Genomic DNA, 15,558 nt, shown 5'->3' on the forward strand with positions numbered 1-15,558 from the left:
TATTGCACTTTCAGCAGGAGAGTGCAATTCTTGCTCGGTGAGCACCACCGAACGCACCCGCGCACTGCGTCGACGCATGATCGTCGAGGCACGTCGGGCGACGGTCGAACACGGGCTGCACGGCTTCACGATCGAGCAGCTCTGCGAGACCGTCGGGGTGTCGCGCCGCACGTTCTTCAACCACTTCGGCTCGAAGGACGACGCCGTGCTCGGCATCGAGCTCAACGCCGACGTCGAGGCGATCGACGCCTACGCCGCGGGCGGGATCGTCCCCGGCGAGCTCGACCCCCTCGGGTCGATCGTGGCGCTGGCGATCGACCAGTTCGGCCGGGTCGGGTTCGTCCGTGCCGACGAGGCCATGATGCGTCGGGTCTTCGAGCGGGAACCGGCGCTCGTCGCGCGGTTCCTGTCGGCGACCGACGTGCAGCTCGCCCGGGTCACCGTGGCCGTGCGCCGTCGGTTCGGGTGGGACGACCCTGGCGACCGTCGGGCGCGCCTGGTGACCGAGGCCGCGGCCGCGCTGCTGAAGGTGACCGCGGAGACGTACTTCGACGACGCCTTCGACGAAGCCACCGGACCGACGTTCGACGCGCTGCTCACCGAGAACCTCCGCCTGCTCAGGGCGGTCACCACGACCGAACGGGAACACACCACATGAGCGCCACCGCGCCGGGCACCACCAAGCGTGCCCGCCCAGGCTCCGACGGCCCGCTGCTCCTGACGCAGCGTCGCATCTGGATCATCTTCTCCGCCCTGATCGCGGGGATGCTGCTCTCCAGCCTCGACCAGACCATCGTCTCCACCGCGATGCCGACCATCGTCGGCGAGCTCGGCGGCGTCGCGCACCAGGCCTGGCTGACGACCGGGTACCTGCTCGCCTCCACCATCGTGATGCCCGTCTACGGCAAGTTCGGTGACGTCCTCGGTCGCCGCAACCTGTTCCTCATCGCGATCGCGCTGTTCACCATCGCGTCGGCCGGGTGCGCGTTCGCCACGGACTTCACGCAGCTCGTGGCGTTCCGCGCCATGCAGGGGCTCGGCGGCGGCGGCCTGATGATCCTGTCGCAGGCGATCATCGCGGACATCGTCCCGGCCTCGCAGCGCGGCAAGTACCTCGGCCCGCTCGGCGCGATCTTCGGCCTGTCCGCCATCGGTGGCCCGCTGCTCGGTGGCTTCTTCGTGGACCACCTCACCTGGAACTGGGCGTTCTACATCAACATCCCGGTCGGCATCGCGGCGTTCTTCGTGGCGTGGTTCGCACTGACCCTGCCGAACAAGAAGGCGACGAAGCGCATCGACGTCCTCGGCGTGCTGTTCATGTCCGCCGCGACCACGTGCCTGGTGTTCTTCTCGGAGTTCGGCGGCAGCAAGGACCACGGCTGGGACGCCCCCGAGACCTGGGCCTGGTTCGCCGGTCTCGTCGTCTCGGCAGCGCTCCTGGTGTTCGTCGAGTCCCGTGCCCAGGACCCCGTGCTCCCGCTGTCGTTCTTCCGCAACCGCACCTTCCTGCTGGCCACCGGCATCGGCCTCGTGCTCGGCATCGGTATGTTCGCCGCGATCGGCTTCGTCCCGACGTTCCTGCAGATGGCCTCGGGTACCTCGGCGGCGGTCTCCGGCCTGCTGATGCTGCCGATGATGGCCGGCCTGATCGGCACCTCGATCGCCTCGGGTGTCCTGATCACCAAGACCGGGCGCTACCGGATGTTCCCGATCGTCGGCACGGTCCTGGTGGCCATCGCGATGCTCGCGATGACCCAGCTGGCGGCGGACACACCGATCTGGCTGATCTGCGCGTACCTGTTCGTCTTCGGTGCGGGGCTCGGCCTGATCATGCAGGTGGTCGTCCTCGTCGCGCAGAACGCCGTACCCGCCGAGCAGGTCGGTACCGCCACGTCGACGAACAACTACTTCCGCGAGGTCGGTGCCTCCCTCGGCACCGCCGTCTTCGGTGCGCTCTTCACCGCGCGGCTCACGACGTCGCTGACCGACGTGTTCCGCGGTGCCGGTGGGTCGGCGACCGATGCGGCGTCCTCGGCGGGGAGCATCGACCCGTCGACCGTCGCGGGCCTGCCGCCGGCGGTGCAGGACGGCGTCGTGAACGCCTACGCCGACTCGCTCGCACCGGTGTTCTGGTACCTGCTGCCGTTCATCGCGGTGGCGTTCCTGCTCGCGCTCTTCCTGCCGCAGATCACGCTCTCCGACACGGCCGGCATGGTCGCCCGTGGCGAGGCCGTCGGCGGCGACGAGGCCGACGAGCTCGAGCGCGCGCAGCGTGCTGCGCGTGCGGAGCACGCGGCGGCTCCGGAGGGTTCCGCACCGGGGCGGGACACCGACCGGTAGACGCTCATTGCCGCGGCCGGACTTTCGCGCTGAGCGACACCTCGCGCGTTCCCGCGCGCGTGAGCTGTCGCTGAGCGCGTGAGGTCGCGGTGACCCCGCGCTACGCGCCGGTGCTCGCGCGCGGCACGAGCCGCGTCGGCAGGGCCGCGGGCTCGGCGGCCGTGCCGTCGAGCGTCGCGAGGAGCCGCAGTGCCGCAGCCCGACCGAGGTCGGCGCCGGGCAGCGCCACGCTCGTCAGGGCCGGCGCGGTGACCGACGACGACGGCAGGTCGTCGAAGCCCGCGACCGCGAGTGCGCCGGGGACGGCGATGCCGAGCGCGCCGGCGACCCGCAGGACTCCGTAGGCAAGGGTGTCCGCGGCTGCGACGACGGCGGTGACGTCGTCGTCCTGCCAGGCCTCGATGACGTGCTCGGTGGCCGAGGCCGCGGCCTCCACGGTCAGGTCGGCGCGGGCGGTGACCTCGGACACCGTGATGCCGGCCTCCGCACAGGCCTGCTCGAACAGTTCCCGGCGCACGCCGAACGTCGCAGCCCGCGAGGTGCCGTCGAGGTAGCCCACGTGCCGGTGTCCCTGGTCGTGCAGGTGGGCGACGAGGTCGTGCACGCCGGTGGAGAGGTCGTAGTTGACCGCCTCGGGCCCACCGGGGGCGTCGAGCAGCACCACGGGGACGCTCGCCGACATCGACTCGTCGGCGGCAGGTGCGTCGACCAGGATGCCGGCCGGCCGGAGCCGTTCGAAGCGCCGGACGTCGGCCGCGACCGGCTGTGCACCCCGCTCGGTGACGGAGAGCACGAGCTGGAACCGGTCGCCCAGGGTGTCGCGGACGCCACGGATGACCTCGGCGAAGAACGGGTTCGACAGGTCGGGGGCGATGAACACGACGAGGTCGCCGCTGCCGCGCGCCAACGAGCTGGCGGCGTGGTCGACGACGTAGCCGAGGTCGTCCACGGCGTCGCGGACCCGTGCGGCGATGGGAGCGGAGACCCGCCCGCGGTCCTTGCCGTTCACGACGAGGGAGACCGTGGCGATGCTCGTGCCCGCACGCTCGGCCACCATCGCAGCGGTCACACGACGGCTCGGGGCGGCGGGGGAGGGCACTCGTCGATGCTAGCGAGCGCGGTGGTCGAACTTGACGTCAAGCGTTTGACGTGTTTCGATGTCAAACGCTTGACGCGCCACGTCGCCAGCGCTCTGCCGGCCCGTGGATCCCCACCACGTCGAGCACTCACCTCGATTCCCCGAAGAAGTGGAGCGCCCAGCGTGCCCGATGCGACCCAGCCCGCCGCGAAGATCATCCTCGACTGCGACCCCGGCCACGACGACGCCGTGGCGCTCCTGCTCGCCCACGGCAGCCCGGCCATCGACCTGCTCGCCGTCACCACCGTCGTCGGCAACCAGACCCTGCCGAAGGTCACCCGCAACGCCCTGGCCGTCGCCCGCATCGCCGGCATCACCGGGGTGCCGTTCGCCGCCGGAGCCGCCCGCCCGCTGCTGCGCCAGATCGAGGTCGCACCGGACATCCACGGCGAGAGCGGCCTGGACGGCCCGATGCTCCCCGAGCCGTCGTTCGACCTCGACGAGCGCCACGCCGTCGACCTGATCATCGACACCGTGATGGCCCACGAGCCCGGCACGGTCACCCTCGTGCCGACCGGCGGCCTGACGAACATCGCCCTCGCCGCCCGCAAGGAGCCCCGCATCGTCGAGCGCGTCAAGCAGGTCGTGCTCATGGGCGGCGGCGTGCACGTCGGCAACTGGAGCCCGGTCGCCGAGTTCAACATCGTCATCGACCCCGAGGCCGCGGCCATCGTGTTCGAGGCTGGCTGGGACGTCGTGATGGTCGGCCTCGACCTGACGCACCAGGCCCTGGCCACCCCCGAGGTCGCCGCGCGCATCGCCGGCGTCGGCACCGCCCCCGCCGCGTTCGTCGGCGAGCTGCTCGACTTCTTCGGCCAGACCTACAAGGACGCCCAGGGCTTCGACGCCCCGCCGGTCCACGACCCCTGCGCCGTCGCGTACGTGATCGACCCCACGATCGTCCGCGCCGTGAAGGTCCCGATCCACGTCGAGACCCAGGGCGCGCTGACCCTCGGCATGACCGTCGCCGACTTCCGCGCCCCCGCACCCGAGGACTGCCGCACGAGCGCCGCGATGGAGCTCGACCACGGCCGGTTCTGGGACCTCGTCGTCGACGCCCTCGAGCGCATCGGCGAGACGGCCGACACCAGCTGGACCCCACGTGCCGCCGCCGACGCCGTCGAAGCCGGCATCACCACGACCCCGGAGCGCTGAACCCCCATGACCACCACCTCGACGAAGAAGTCGATCGGCGCCCTCACCGCCGCGCTCCTCGCCGCGTGCATCGCGTTCCAGCTGAACGCGAGCATGCTCAGCCCCGCCCTCGTCACGATGGCGCGCGAGCTGAACACCGACGACGCCACCATCGGCCTGTCGCAGACCCTGTACTTCACGCTCGCGGCGCTGTTCTCGCTGTTCCTGCCGCGGCTGTCCGACATCGTGGGCCGCAAGCGCGTGCTGATCGGCATGCTCGCCGTGATGCTCGTCGGCAGCATCGTCGCCGCGCTCGCGGTGAACGTGCCGATGCTCTTCGCGGGTCGCATCATCCAGGGCGTCACCGGTCCGGTCGTCCCGATCTGCCTGCTCGTCCTGCGCAACGAGATCAGCGACCCGAAGCGCTACGGCGCCGCGCTCGGCCTGCTGACCGCCGTGAACGGCGGCATCGCGGGCGTCGACGCCCTGGCCGGCGGGTGGATCGCGACGAACTTCGGGTTCCGCGGGATCTTCTGGGTCATCGCCGTCGTCACCGTGATCGCCCTGCTCCTGGTCGCCGTCTGGGGGGTCGAGTCGAAGCCCTCCGCCGGCACCCGGATGGACTGGATCGGCGTCGTGCCCCTCGTGGTGAGCGTCGGTGCGCTGCTCACGGCGTTCAACGAGGCCGGCAAGCTCGGCGCGGCGAACCCCGTGCTCGTGGTCGGTGGCGTCGTCGTCGCGCTCGTCGCCTTCGCCGTGTTCTGGGCCGTCGAGTCGCGGGTGCGGGAGCCCCTGGTCGAGACCCGGTTCCTGAAGCGCCGTGCGACCTGGGCGCTCCTGGCGACGACGTTCCTGACGATGACGGGCGTCTTCGCGGTGGTCAACGGCCTGGTCACCTCGCTCGCGCAGAACGGCGACGCCGGCTTCGGGATGGAGCCCGACCTGGCGTCGCTCGTGTTCCTCACCCCGTACGCGCTGGTCGGGTGGATCGTCGGGCCCTTCGCCGGCCGCCTCGCCCCGACCATCGGGTACCGCGCCGTCCTGCGCGTCGGCTTGATCGGCAGCATCGTCTCGACCGTCCTGATGGCGTTGGTCGGCGTGCACTCGCTGCCCGTGCTGGTCACCGCGACCGTGCTCATCGGCATCACCTACGCCGGCATCGCGAACATCATCCTGAACGGCCTGGGCATCGTGCTGTCGCCGGAGTCGAACCCCGGGTTCCTGCCCGGCCTGAACGCCGGTGCGTTCAACCTCGGCGCGGGCGTCAGCTTCGCCGTCCTGCCCGCGCTGCAGATCGCGCTCGGCGTCGGCGGTTCCGCGGGCACCGCCGGGTACTCCGGTGGCATGCTGCTCGGGGCCGCGATCACGACCGTCGCGCTCGCGATCTCGTTCCTCATCCCCCGTCCGGAGGGCGCCGAGACCACGTCCGTCGCCCCGCAGAAGGAGACCGTCCGTTGACCGAGAGCATCGTCGTCGTCGGGTCGCTCAACGCGGACCTGGTGGTCCGCACCGCGCGCTTCCCCCAGCCCGGTGAGACCCTGCAGGGCTCCGACCTCGCGATCCTGCCCGGCGGCAAGTCCGCCAACCAGGCGGTGGCTGCCGGGAGGCTCGGGGGCACGGTGCGCATGATCGGTGCGGTCGGCGACGACGGGAACGGTGCGCTGCTCCGCGACTCCGTCGCGGCTGCGGGGGTCGACACGACGCACGTCGCGATCCGGGAGGGCGTCGCGACCGGCACCGCCGTCATCACGGTCGACGCCGCAGGTGAGAACACCATCGTGATCTCCGCCGGGGCGAACGGCACGCTGACGCCGGACGACGTGCCGGACGACGTCTTCGCCGGCGCCGCGGTGCTCGGACTCTGCCTCGAGGTCTCGATCGACGTCGTCCTCGCCGCCGCCCGGGCCGCGCACGCCGCCGGCGTCACGGTGCTCACGAACCTGTCACCGTTCGGTGCCGTGCCGGCCGAGCTCCTCGAACTGACCGACGTGCTGCTGGTGAACGAGCACGAGGCCGCGGCGCTCGGTGACCACGGCGTCGCCCGGTCGATCGTCACCCGCGGCGGTGCCGGCTGCGTCGTGCACGACGGGGGTGCCGAGCCGGTGTCGATCGACGCCGTCCGGGTCGAGCCCGTGGACACCACGGGCTGTGGCGACGCCTTCATGGGTGCGGTGGCGCTGCGTCTGGCCGCGGGGGACACCCTCGTCGACGCCGCTCGGTTCGCGGTGGGGGTCGGGGCGTACGCCGCGACCAAGCCGGGCGCACAGGCCTCGTACCCGACCACCGCCGAGCTGGAGGCGTTCCTGCGGGCGTAGGACGGGCCTCCCGGCCGTGGGGTGACCGCGCGGCCCACTAGCGTTGAGTCCATGCGCGTGGGAGTCCTCGACATCGGGTCCAACACCGGCCACCTGCTCGTGGTGGACGCCCACGGCGGCGCCGCGCCGCTGCCGGCGTCCTCGTTCAAGCAGCCGTTGCGGCTGGCCGAGCACCTCGACGCCTCGGGCGCGGTGACCCGGCAGGGGATCGACGCCCTGACCACCTTCGTCGCCGACGCCGTCCGCGTCGCCGAGGAGCGCGGCTGCGAGGACATGCTCGCGTTCGCCACCTCGGCGGTGCGCGACGCCGGCAACTCCGAGGCGGTGCTCGCCCACGTCGAGTCGTCCACCGGGGTCGAGCTGGCCGTCCTGTCCGGCTCCGACGAGGCCCGGTTGACGTTCCTGGCCGTGCGCCGCTGGTTCGGATGGTCCGCCGGTCGCCTGGCGGTCTTCGACATCGGCGGTGGCTCGCTCGAGATCGCCGGTGGTGCCGACGAGGCACCGGACGTCGCGTGGTCGATGCCGATCGGCGCCGCACGCCTGGCGCGCTCCTACTTCGCCGCCGGCACCCCGACCGAGGACGACGTCCGCCGCATCCGGCACGAGATCCGCGTCGAGATCGCCCGGGACGCCGGACGGCTGCTCCGCTCGGGCCGCCCGGACCGGGCCGTGGCGACGTCGAAGACGTTCCGGTCGATCGCCCGGATCTGCGGGGCCGCGCCCTCGGCCGCCGGACCGCTCGTGCCCCGTGCCCTCGACGGCGACGTGCTGCGGCAGCGCCTGCCGGAGCTGCTCACGATGTCGGTCGACGAACTCGCGGCGCTGCCGGGCGTCTCGGCGAGCCGCGCACACCAGGTGGTGCCCGGGGCGCTCGTCGCCGAGGCGTGCCTGGACATCTTCGACCTGCCTGCGCTCGAGATCTGCCCGTGGGCGCTGCGTGAGGGCGTCATCCTCGAGCGGCTCGACCAGTTGTCGGTGCTGGGCAACTCCCAGTCGTGACCGATATGGTCAGGAGATGACCAAAACGGACACTCGCGGAGCGCTGGTCCCCGGGGCACTCTGGACGGTGGCGGGAGTCGGCTGGCTCGTCGGCGAAGCCGTCTCGGCGTCGGCGTTCCCCGGCTACGACTACGCGACCAACTACATCTCCGACCTCGGCGTCCCCGACGTCGGCACGTTCCAGGGGCGGTCGATCGACTCACCGCTGCACGTGCTCATGAACACGACGTTCATCGGGCAGGGCGTCCTGTTCGGGATCGCAGCGGTGCTCGCCGCCGTGGTGTTCCGCGCCGCGTCCCGCCGTGCGCGGGTGGCGACCGCGGTCCTCGCCGTGGTCCACCTGGTCGGGATGGTCCTGGTCGGCTCGTTCCACGGCAGCCAGACGAGCACCGACGCGGGCACCATCGTGTTCCACGTGCTCGGCGCCGCCGCAGCGATCACGACCGGCAACCTCGTGGCGATCACCGCCGGGATCGGGTCCCGGGCGCTGCGGGCGCCGACGGCCTACCGGGTCGCGAGCGTCGTGCTCGGGATCGTCGGCCTCGTCTCCCTCGTGATGCTCCTCGTGGACTCGTCGTCGACGGCGATCGAGGTGCTCCCCGACGGCGTGTGGGAGCGTGCGTCCGTGTACACGATCGTCGCGTGGGAGCTCCTGACCGGGATCGCCCTGCTCGTTGCGGGGACCCGGCGCCTGCGGACGGCACGGGCCTCGGCGGTCGGCGCGTGAGCCGGCCTGCGCGCCGTGCTCGGCCCTCCGCCGAGGAGATCAACGGGGGCGTCCTGGACATCACCGCCGGACTCATCGCCCGCCGCGGCATCAAGGACACCGCCGTGCAGGCCGTCGCCGACCAGGCCGGCTACTCGAAGGCGGGCATCCTCGCCCGGTTCACGAGCAAGGAGCTGCTCGTCGAGGCCGCGCTCGCGCAGTGCACCGCGCAGACCGAGGCGATCCGGGCAGTCGCCGCCGCCGCCCCCGCGGGGGAGGCCCGCGACGCCGCGGCGCTCGCAGGGATCGCCGACCTCGCTCTCGCCCGGCCGGGGTGGGCGGAACTCGCGCTCGCGGCGTTCACCCTGCGGCGCGGGGACGACGTCGGCGTCCGGCTCGAACCGGTCGCAGCGACGCTCCTCGACGTGTTCGGCATCGACATGGCCGACGCCACGGCCACCCCGCTCGACCGGCGGGCACGGGTCTCCGGGGCGTTCGGTGCGATCGTGATGCTCGCGCTGACGTACGAGACCGACGCCTCTGCGACCGAGGCCCGGCCGCACATGCTGCAGGTCGGATGGGACGCCCTCGGCCACGACGGGCCCGTGCCGCTCGGGGCCGTCGGCTAGGCCCGCTCGGACCTCGGCGGTGCGAGCAGCCACGGACGGATCAGCTTCGTCACGAACGGCAGCACCCAGAACGTCATGATCGGCGTGAGCACGACGGTCGTGATGAGCACCCGGGGCAGGATCGCGACGTGCGCGAACGCGGGGACGAGCCAGGCCGTCAGGTACGTGAACGCGAGGTTCACGGGGAAGAAGCCGAGCCAGATGCTCACGGACTGCTTCCACCGCGGGGGAGCGCTCGAGGCCGGGGCGTCCTGCGGGACGTCGAACCACCCCTCGATGCCGGTGCGCTTCTCGACGCGGGACTCCACCACCAGGTCACGGCCCAGGTCGAGCCAGCGCAGCCGGTCGTCGGAGTTCTCCCACGTGGCCAGGGAGTCGTGGTCGGCGAACCGGTAGAGCATGTGCCACTCGCGGGACTGCGCGGTGGAACGCACCCACCCCGAGCCGAGGAAGCCGGGGTAGCGGTTCGCCAGGTTCACCCCGGACTGCACCCAGCGGGTGACCTCGGGGATGCGGTCGGGTTCGACCAGGCGGGTGACGGAGACGGTGACGGGCGGGCCTGCGGTCTCGGATGACGACTGCAGGCTCCCAGGCTCTTGTGGAGTCATACGACCAGTGTCCCGGACCCGTGTTTCCGGCTCGTGACGCGTGCCGCGGTCGTCGGCTGAACGGATCCGCGTCGTCCTTCGACCACCGTCCCAGGCGGGTGCAAGACGATCATCTGGCGAACGCACGACCGAGAGGACCCAGATGCTCCCCGAGCCCACCACCACCCTTATCGCCACCGTCGACGGGCCCGACGGCGGCACGTACGAGGTGCGGCGGCTGACGCTCCCGACGGGTGCGTCGACCGGATGGCACCGCCACGACGCGCGTCAGACCGGACTGGTGGTGCGCGGCGCGCTGACGCACGTCACCGAAGAGGCGACACGGGTCGTCGGGCCGGGGCAGGCCCTGGTCGAGGAGCCACACGTCGTGCACGACGGCCGCAGCACCGGCACGGAGGACGCCGAACTGCTCTACGTCGCCCACCTCCCGGCAGGCGGAGTGGCGTCGACCCCGGGCGAGGCGCCACCGAGCGAGGGGCCGGTCCGCAGCGCGGTGGTGTCGGTCCCGCTGGGGCGGCCACGGTTCGTCCACGCCCTGCGCTACACCGCGATGTACGCCCCGAAGCCCTTCGCCGAGGCCCTGCTCGTCTACCGGGACAACGGCACGTACACGATCCTGTCCCCGGGTGAGGACCACCACGGCTGCTACGTCTCGGCGACCGATCCCGCCGAGGGGATGCGGCACGTCGCGTTCATGTCGTGGCCGTCCGCGGACTGGGGCCGGAACGTCGCGTCGCACACCCTGACCTTCGAGGCGGCGAGCGGCGCCTTCACCCAGGAGCTCCGGCTGCCGGGCGACCCGGTGCCGCGGGCACAGCACGGGTACGCGCTGCCCGTCGAGCACCCGGAGCGGATCGACACCGGCGCCGGGTGGACCGCCCTGCGCCAGGAGCACGCCGGGGTGTTCACCACCCTGGAGCGGCTGGCGGGCGGCGGCTCGACCGCGGCCTGACCCCCGCCAGCGGTCAGCTCGCCTGCTTCTTGGCGGCGGGCTTCTTCGCCAGAGCCTTCTTGACCGGGGCCTTCTTCGGCGCCGACTTCGCGGGGGCCTTCTCGGCCGTGCTCTCCGCGGCCTTCTTGGCTGGCGCCTTCTTCGCCGGCGCCTTCCTGCCGGAGCCGGACGTGCCCGAGCCGGAACCGGACGACGACCGAGCGGTCGACGACGAACGCGACCCCGAGCCTCCTGTCCGCTTCTTGTCGACGGACGCACGCAGGGCGGCCATCAGGTCGAGCACGTCACCGCCCTCGTCGTCGTCGTCGTCGTCCTCGTCGTCCTGGGCGCCGAAGGTCTTCTCGGTGTCGATGTCGTCGCCGGCCTCGAGCTTGGCGTCGATCAGCTGCTGCAGTTCCTCCTGGTAGGAGTCGGTGTAGCGGTCGGGGTCGAAGTCGGTGGACATGCTCTCGACGAGCGAGGACGACATCTTCAGCTCGTTGGCGCTGACCTTCACCGTCGTGTCGAGGGTCTTGAAGTCGGCCGCGCGGACCTCGTCGCCCCAGAGCAGCCCCTGCAGCAGGATGACCTCGTCGTGCACCCGGAGCACCCCGAGCCGGGTCTTCTGCCGCAGGGTGAACTGCACGATCGCCAGGCGGTCGGTCTTCGCCAGGGTCTCGCGCAGCAGCACGTACGCCTTCGGCGAGCGCGAGTCGGGCTCGAGGTAGTAGGTCTTCTCGAACATCATCGGATCGACCTGCTCGACGGGCACGAACTCGAGCACCTCGACCTCGTGCGACTGCTCCTCGGGGAGCTGCTTGAAGTCGTCCGCCGTGAGCACCACGGTCTTGTCGCCGTCGTCGTAGGCACGCTGGATGTCCGCGTACTCGACCTCGTGGCCGAACTCGCACACCCGCTTGTACCGGATGCGGCCCTTGTCCTCGTCGTGGACCTGGTGCAGGGACACGTCGTGCGTCTCGGTGGCCGCGTAGACCTTGATGGGCACGTTGACGAGCCCGAACGCGATGGAGCCCTTCCAGATCGACCTCATGCGCACATGATGCCCGCCCGCACGCGTGCGTGCCCGGAGCCGTCGGTTCCTCCACAGGTCCGCGTCCGGGGGATCGTTCCACGGATGTCCGGTTCGCTGGGCCGCCGCGAGGCCGGCGCGAGCACGATGGGCCCATGAGCCAGCTCGACAAGCAGGACCCGCGCGACCAGTTCCCCCGTCCGCCGTTCCCCGCGCAGACCCAGCAGGGGTCCGGGCTGGCGAGTGCGATGGACCCCGCCCCCGACCACGGCGAGACGAGCTACCTGGGCACCGGGCGGATGCGCGGGTACCGGGTGCTCGTCACGGGCGCGGACTCCGGCATCGGGCGCGCTGCGGCGATCGCGATGGCGAAGGAAGGGGCCGACGTCGCCCTGAACGCCCTGCCCGAGGAACGCGAGGACCTCGAACAGGTCCGCGACGTCATCGGTGACCTCGGGCGCAAGGCGGTGCTGCTGCCCGGCGACCTGACGGACGAGGCCTTCTGCGACGTCCTCGTGCAGGACGCCGTCAGCGAGCTCGGCGGCCTGGACGCGCTCGTGCTGGTCGCGGGTCACCAGCAGGTGCACGAGGACATCACCGTGCAGAGCACCGAGGACTTCGACCGCACGATGAAGGTCAACCTGTACTCGCTGTTCTGGCTCGTCCGCGCTGCCGTCCCGCACATGGCGCCGGGGAGCTCGATCGTCACGACCAGCTCGGTGTCCGCGTACCAGCCGCAGGACCGCATGATCGACTACGCGGCGACGAAGGCCGCGATCATCACCTACACGAACGGGCTCGCGCGGCAGCTCGCGAGCAAGGGCATCCGGGCCAACACGGTGGTGCCCGGGCCGGTGTGGACGCCCCTGCAGCCGATCAGCTACCCGGGCGACGAGATCGCGGCGTACGGCCAGGACACCCCGTTCGGCCGTCCCGCCCAACCCGTCGAGCTCGGCAGCGCCTACGTCTACCTGGCCGGGCCCGAGTCGTCGTACACGTCCGGCACGACCCTGACGGTGGCGGGAGCGACCGGGGTGGCGCTGTGAGTCCCGCCTCGCGCAAGACCGTCGTCATCGTCGGCGATCGGCGGCTCGCGCTCACGAACACCGACAAGGTGCTCTACCCCGAGACCGGCACCACGAAGGGCCGGGTGATCGAGTACTACGAGCGGGTCGCGCCGTGGATGATCCCGCACGTCAAGGACCGCCCCGTGACCCGCAAGCGTTGGGCCAACGGTGTCGAGGGCAAGGTCTTCTTCGAGAAGAACCTGCCCGACTCGGCCCCCGACTGGGTGCGGCACCACACGATCCACCACTCGGAACACGACAACGAGTACCCGATCGTCGACGACCTGCCGACCCTGGTGTGGATGGCGCAGCAGGCCGCGCTCGAACTGCACGTCCCGCAGTGGCGGTTCGGCCCCCGCGGCGCGCAGCAGAACCCCGATCGGCTCGTCCTCGACCTCGACCCGGGCGAGGGCGTGGGGCTGCCCGAGTGCGTCGAGGTCGCCGTGGCCGCGCGCGAGATCCTGCACGGCATGGGACTCGACCCGTACCCGGTGACGTCCGGCTCCAAGGGCATCCACCTGTACGCGGCCCTCGACGGCAAGGCGACGACCGCACAGGTCTCCGACGTCGCCCACGAGCTGGCCAAGGCCCTCGAGACTGACCTGCCGGACCTGGTGCTGTCGTCGATGAGCCGTGCCGAGCGGAAGGGCAAGGTCTTCGTCGACTGGTCGCAGAACAACGGCAACAAGACGACCATCGCCCCGTACTCGCTGCGCGGCCGCGAGCGGCCGACGGTCGCGGCACCCCGCACCTGGAAGGAGCTCGAGGAACGCGGGCTCGCGCAGCTCACGTTGGACGAGGTCCTCGAACGCCTGGAGGCCCGTGGGGACTTCCTGCACCCGGTCGCCTCCGCGTCGCTGGCCGTCGGGCGCGACGACCACGGCCACTGGGACAGCGACCGGACCGAGCGCGCGAACGACGCCGAGCAGCCCGCACGTGACCGGCTCGCCGCCTACCGGGCGAAGCGGGACGCCTCGAAGACGCCGGAGCCCGTTCCCGAGGGTGCACCCACCGTGCGGAAGGACGGCACTCCGACCTTCGTCATCCAGGAGCACCACGCCACCCGCGACCACTACGACTTCCGGCTCGAGCACGACGGGGTGCTGGTGAGCTGGGCCCTGCCGAAGGGCGAGCCCACCGACCCGGGCAAGAACCACCTGGCCGTGCAGACCGAGGACCACCCGCTCGAGTACGGGGCGTTCGAGGGCACGATCCCGAAGGACGAGTACGGCGGCGGCACGGTCACGATCTGGGACGACGGCACCTACGAGCTCGAGAAGTGGCGCGAGGGGCAGGAGGTCATCGTCACGCTGCACGGTCGGGCCGGTGGCGCTCGCCGCCTCGCGCTGTTGCACACCCGCGGCCGTGGGGGCGGGGACGAGAAGAACTGGCTGATCCACCGCACGAAGGAGCAACCCGAACGGCTGGCTGACGGCGGCGGCTCTGCCGGGCAGGCGGTGGCACGACGGGCGGACCGGCCGTCGGACGGGCACGGCGGTGCACACCGCGCCGGGCAGCGACGGATCAGCGGGGCCGCGGACGCCGAGACCCCGCCGTCCGAGCGCCGGACGATGCAGGCGACCCTGGCCAAGGGCGAGCCCCGGCTGGACCCGGCGGACTGGGCGTTCGAGATGAAGTGGGACGGGGTGCGCGCCCTGGCGACGGTCCGCGACGGGTCGGTGACCCTGCGTAGCCGCAACGACAACGACCTGACGGCCCAGTACCCCGAGCTGCAGGAACTGGGCGAGCGGGCCGGCGTGGACGGCGTGTTCGACGGTGAGATCGTGGCCGTCGACGATCGTGGCCGCCCCTCGTTCCAGCTGCTCCAGAACCGCATGGGCCTGACGAAGGCGCGCGAGGTCCGGAGCGCGCAGGAGACGACGCCCGTGCGGTTCCTGCTGTTCGACGTGCTCGAGGCGGACGGGCACGAGCTCACGCGGCTCGGCTACGACGCCCGGCGGCAGGCACTCGAGACGGTCGTGGAACCCGGCGGTGCGATCGACGTGCCGCCGGCGGTGCAGGGCGACCTCGACGCGGTACTGGCTGCATCGCGCGAGCAGGGCCTCGAAGGCGTCGTCGCGAAGAAGCGGTCGTCGAAGTACGCCGAGGGACGGCGGTCCGAGGCCTGGCTGAAGCGCAAGCACCACGCCACGCAGGAAGTCGTCGTCGGCGGTTGGAAACCGGGCAGCGGGCGACGTGCCGGCGGGATCGGGTCGCTGTTGCTCGGGGTGCCCGGCCCCGACGGCCTGGAGTACGTCGGCAAGGTCGGCACCGGGTTCCGTGACCGCGACCTCGACGAGATCGCCGGTGTCCTCGCACCGCTGGAGCGCAAGACCCCGCCGTTCGTCGATGTCCCACGACCTGACGCGCGTGATGCGCACTGGGTCACGCCGAAGCGCGTCGGCGAGGTCGAGTTCGCCGAGTGGACCGGCGACGGACGGCTCCGGCAGCCGTCCTGGCGAGGGTGGCGGGTGGACAAGGACCCGGACGACGTCCTGCGGGAGACCTGACCCGAGCCCCGCCTTCGGGGCCACATGCGTGCGCATGGGGTCCGCCGCTGGCGAACATCCGTCCCCCGTCCGGAGCCTCCGCGGGGGACAGTATCGGCACCGCTGGCCACAATCGGCCATCGGCTGTTACGTTCGCGGGGACGAAGGGGGC

General features: G+C 71.8%; 14 protein-coding genes. 11 read left to right on the top strand and 3 right to left on the bottom strand.

Annotated elements, in window-relative coordinates; translation table 11 throughout:
- Window positions 1-37 precede the first annotated feature (37 nt).
- Together ACZZ9K_RS12285 and ACZZ9K_RS12290 are read left to right on the top strand one after the other, a co-directional pair.
- Complete coding sequence (locus ACZZ9K_RS12285) at window positions 38-658, top strand: TetR/AcrR family transcriptional regulator (RefSeq protein WP_051597108.1); 621 nt, start codon at window positions 38-40, stop codon at window positions 656-658.
- The gene (locus ACZZ9K_RS12290) at window positions 655-2,340 is read left to right on the top strand and encodes an MDR family MFS transporter (RefSeq protein WP_138802399.1); all 1,686 of its coding nucleotides are present in this window, start codon (window positions 655-657) and stop codon (window positions 2,338-2,340) included. The genes ACZZ9K_RS12285 and ACZZ9K_RS12290 overlap by 4 nt, the downstream gene beginning before the upstream one ends.
- Before the next feature lie 100 nt (window positions 2,341-2,440).
- Here ACZZ9K_RS12290 and ACZZ9K_RS12295 read toward each other — a convergent pair whose 3' ends face one another.
- On the bottom strand, window positions 2,441-3,439 hold the full coding sequence (locus ACZZ9K_RS12295; protein ID WP_258370918.1) for a LacI family DNA-binding transcriptional regulator: 999 nt from the start codon (window positions 3,437-3,439) through the stop codon (window positions 2,441-2,443).
- 162 nt (window positions 3,440-3,601) lie between these two features.
- Here ACZZ9K_RS12295 and uriH point away from each other — a divergent pair, with 162 nt between their 5' ends.
- The 6 genes from uriH to ACZZ9K_RS12325 are packed head-to-tail and all read left to right on the top strand — an operon-like array spanning window position 3,602 to window position 9,261.
- Window positions 3,602-4,633 carry a uridine-preferring nucleoside hydrolase UriH gene (gene uriH, locus ACZZ9K_RS12300; RefSeq protein WP_463444187.1) on the top strand — a complete coding sequence of 344 codons (1,032 nt, stop codon included), beginning with the start codon at window positions 3,602-3,604 and terminating at the stop codon, window positions 4,631-4,633.
- 6 nt (window positions 4,634-4,639) lie between these two features.
- Window positions 4,640-6,070, top strand: a complete 1,431-nt coding sequence (gene uriT / locus ACZZ9K_RS12305; RefSeq protein WP_111057977.1) for a uridine transporter UriT — start codon at window positions 4,640-4,642, stop codon at window positions 6,068-6,070.
- A complete protein-coding gene (locus ACZZ9K_RS12310) occupies window positions 6,067-6,927 on the top strand; it encodes a ribokinase (protein WP_418516377.1) in 861 nt (286 codons plus the stop codon). Before uriT ends, ACZZ9K_RS12310 begins: the two co-directional genes overlap by 4 nt.
- A gap of 51 nt (window positions 6,928-6,978) precedes the next feature.
- A complete protein-coding gene (locus ACZZ9K_RS12315) occupies window positions 6,979-7,926 on the top strand; it encodes a Ppx/GppA family phosphatase (protein WP_463444188.1) in 948 nt (315 codons plus the stop codon).
- Window positions 7,927-7,942: 16 nt separating this feature from the next.
- Entirely contained in the window at window positions 7,943-8,653 is a 711-nt protein-coding gene (locus ACZZ9K_RS12320) for a DUF998 domain-containing protein (RefSeq protein WP_463444189.1), read from the top strand.
- On the top strand, window positions 8,650-9,261 hold the full coding sequence (locus tag ACZZ9K_RS12325) for a TetR/AcrR family transcriptional regulator (protein ID WP_463444190.1): 612 nt from the start codon (window positions 8,650-8,652) through the stop codon (window positions 9,259-9,261). The genes ACZZ9K_RS12320 and ACZZ9K_RS12325 overlap by 4 nt, the downstream gene beginning before the upstream one ends.
- On the opposite strand, the gene ACZZ9K_RS12330 is transcribed toward ACZZ9K_RS12325, so the two are convergent.
- Window positions 9,258-9,869: an antibiotic biosynthesis monooxygenase gene (locus ACZZ9K_RS12330; protein ID WP_035809639.1), complete on the bottom strand. Its 612-nt coding sequence runs from the start codon at window positions 9,867-9,869 to the stop codon at window positions 9,258-9,260. The genes ACZZ9K_RS12325 and ACZZ9K_RS12330 overlap by 4 nt on opposite strands.
- 142 nt (window positions 9,870-10,011) lie before the next feature.
- Between ACZZ9K_RS12330 and ACZZ9K_RS12335 the strand changes: the two genes are divergently transcribed.
- A complete protein-coding gene (locus tag ACZZ9K_RS12335; RefSeq protein WP_463444191.1) occupies window positions 10,012-10,821 on the top strand; it encodes a cupin domain-containing protein in 810 nt (269 codons plus the stop codon).
- Between the two features lie 13 nt (window positions 10,822-10,834).
- Here ACZZ9K_RS12335 and ku read toward each other — a convergent pair whose 3' ends face one another.
- Window positions 10,835-11,851 carry a non-homologous end joining protein Ku gene (gene ku, locus ACZZ9K_RS12340; RefSeq protein WP_463444192.1) on the bottom strand — a complete coding sequence of 339 codons (1,017 nt, stop codon included), beginning with the start codon at window positions 11,849-11,851 and terminating at the stop codon, window positions 10,835-10,837.
- A gap of 134 nt (window positions 11,852-11,985) precedes the next feature.
- Here ku and ACZZ9K_RS12345 point away from each other — a divergent pair, with 134 nt between their 5' ends.
- Window positions 11,986-12,876 (top strand): SDR family oxidoreductase, encoded by an 891-nt coding sequence (locus ACZZ9K_RS12345; protein WP_071245906.1) that lies wholly within the window; start codon window positions 11,986-11,988, stop codon window positions 12,874-12,876.
- A complete protein-coding gene (locus tag ACZZ9K_RS12350; RefSeq protein ID WP_463444193.1) occupies window positions 12,873-15,407 on the top strand; it encodes an ATP-dependent DNA ligase in 2,535 nt (844 codons plus the stop codon). Before ACZZ9K_RS12345 ends, ACZZ9K_RS12350 begins: the two co-directional genes overlap by 4 nt.
- The last annotated feature ends 151 nt before the right edge of the window (window positions 15,408-15,558 follow it).

The sequence above is a fragment of the Curtobacterium sp. AC268 genome (assembly GCF_979258745.1).